The organism is Sandarakinorhabdus oryzae, assembly GCF_009733735.1.
GTDB classification, from domain to species: domain Bacteria; phylum Pseudomonadota; class Alphaproteobacteria; order Sphingomonadales; family Sphingomonadaceae; genus Sandarakinorhabdus; species Sandarakinorhabdus oryzae.
This window is the reverse complement of sequence record NZ_WNJP01000316.1, coordinates 1-1,377: the sequence shown is the minus strand read 5'-3', so window position 1 is coordinate 1,377 and position 1,377 is coordinate 1. Positions and strand designations below refer to the sequence as shown.

Sequence of the window (1,377 nt, the reverse complement as noted above, 5' to 3'; positions counted from 1 at the left end):
TGGGGATTGCGCCGCCGAAGGGCGAAAGTGATGCCGGCTTCCTGCAGCGCGCAGCGGCGGCGCTGCTGGCCGTGCCGGCCCGGGCGGACTGGCCGGAACGCCACGGCGCGTGGACATCGCTGCAAAGCCTGACCCGCCAGCGTTGGGCGTGGGCGCCACAGCTGGTGAAATTGATCGAGAAGCCGCGCGCGCCCGAACGTCATGTCTTTCAGCTGCTGCCCAGGTGGGAGGAAGCGCCGCCGCGCCCGGCGCCGCGGGTCGTGGCGCTGGACGAGGGCGCCGTGACGGCAGAGCTGGCGCGGCTGGTCGGCAGCGGTGCGGAACAGCGCGATGGCCAGCGCGATTATGCCAAGGCCGCCGCCACTGCCTTTGCCCCGCGTGATACCAGCGGCGCACCGCAGATGATCCTGGCCGAAGCTGGCACCGGCATCGGCAAGACGCTGGGCTATCTCGCCCCGGCGGCGCTGTGGGCGCGCGAGGCGGGCGCGCCCGTGTGGGTGGCGACCTTCACCAAGGCGCTGCAACGCCAACTGGATGCCGAAACCGCGCGGGTGTGGCCCGATCCGGCTGAACGCCGCGCCAAGGTGGTGGTGCGCAAGGGCCGCGAGAATTATCTGTGCCTGCTCAACCTGGAAGACGCGGTGCAGGGCGGTTTTGGTGGGCGGGCGGCGGTGTTTGCGCGGCTGGCCGAACGCTGGGCCGAATATACAAGGGATGGCGACATGGTGGGCGGCGATCTGCCCGGCTGGCTGCCGCCGCTGTTTGGCCGCACCAGCTTTGCCGGGCTGACCGACAGGCGCGGCGAGTGCATCTATGCCGCCTGCCCGCATTATCGCAGTTGCTTCATCGAAAGGGCCACGCGCGCCAGCGCCCAGGCCGATCTGGTGATCGCCAATCACGTGCTGGTGATGATCAACGCCGCGCGCGGCCGGGCGGAGGGCAGCGGGCTGACACGGCTGGTGTTTGACGAAGGCCATCATCTGTTTGATGCCGCCGATGCCACGTTCGCGGTGGCGCTGACCGGGCGCGAGGCGGTGGAATTGAAGAACTGGCTGCTCGGCCCGGAACGCGCGGCCGGGCGTGGCCGGCGCCGTGGCCTGGCGGCGCGGTTGGCGGATGCCATCAGCTATGACGACGAAGCGGCGCTGGCCGTTGAGCGCATTGCGGCAGCGGCACGCCAGCTGCCGGGCGAAGGCTGGCTCGGCCGCGTTGGCAGTGATGATCCGGAGGGTCCGCTGGAAGGCCTGTTCGCCGCCGTGCGCGGCCAGGTGCTGGCGCGGGCGGTGGAGGCCGATCACGGCTATGGCCTCGAAACCGAAGTCGCCGAGGTGCTGCCACGGCTGGTGGAGGCCACACCTCGGCGACTTCGGTTTCGAG

General features: G+C 70.7%; 1 pseudogene. It reads left to right on the top strand.

The features are described from left to right. Nucleotides 1-1,377 (top strand): annotated as a pseudogene (locus GJ693_RS17215) (ATP-dependent DNA helicase); the annotation flags it as partial.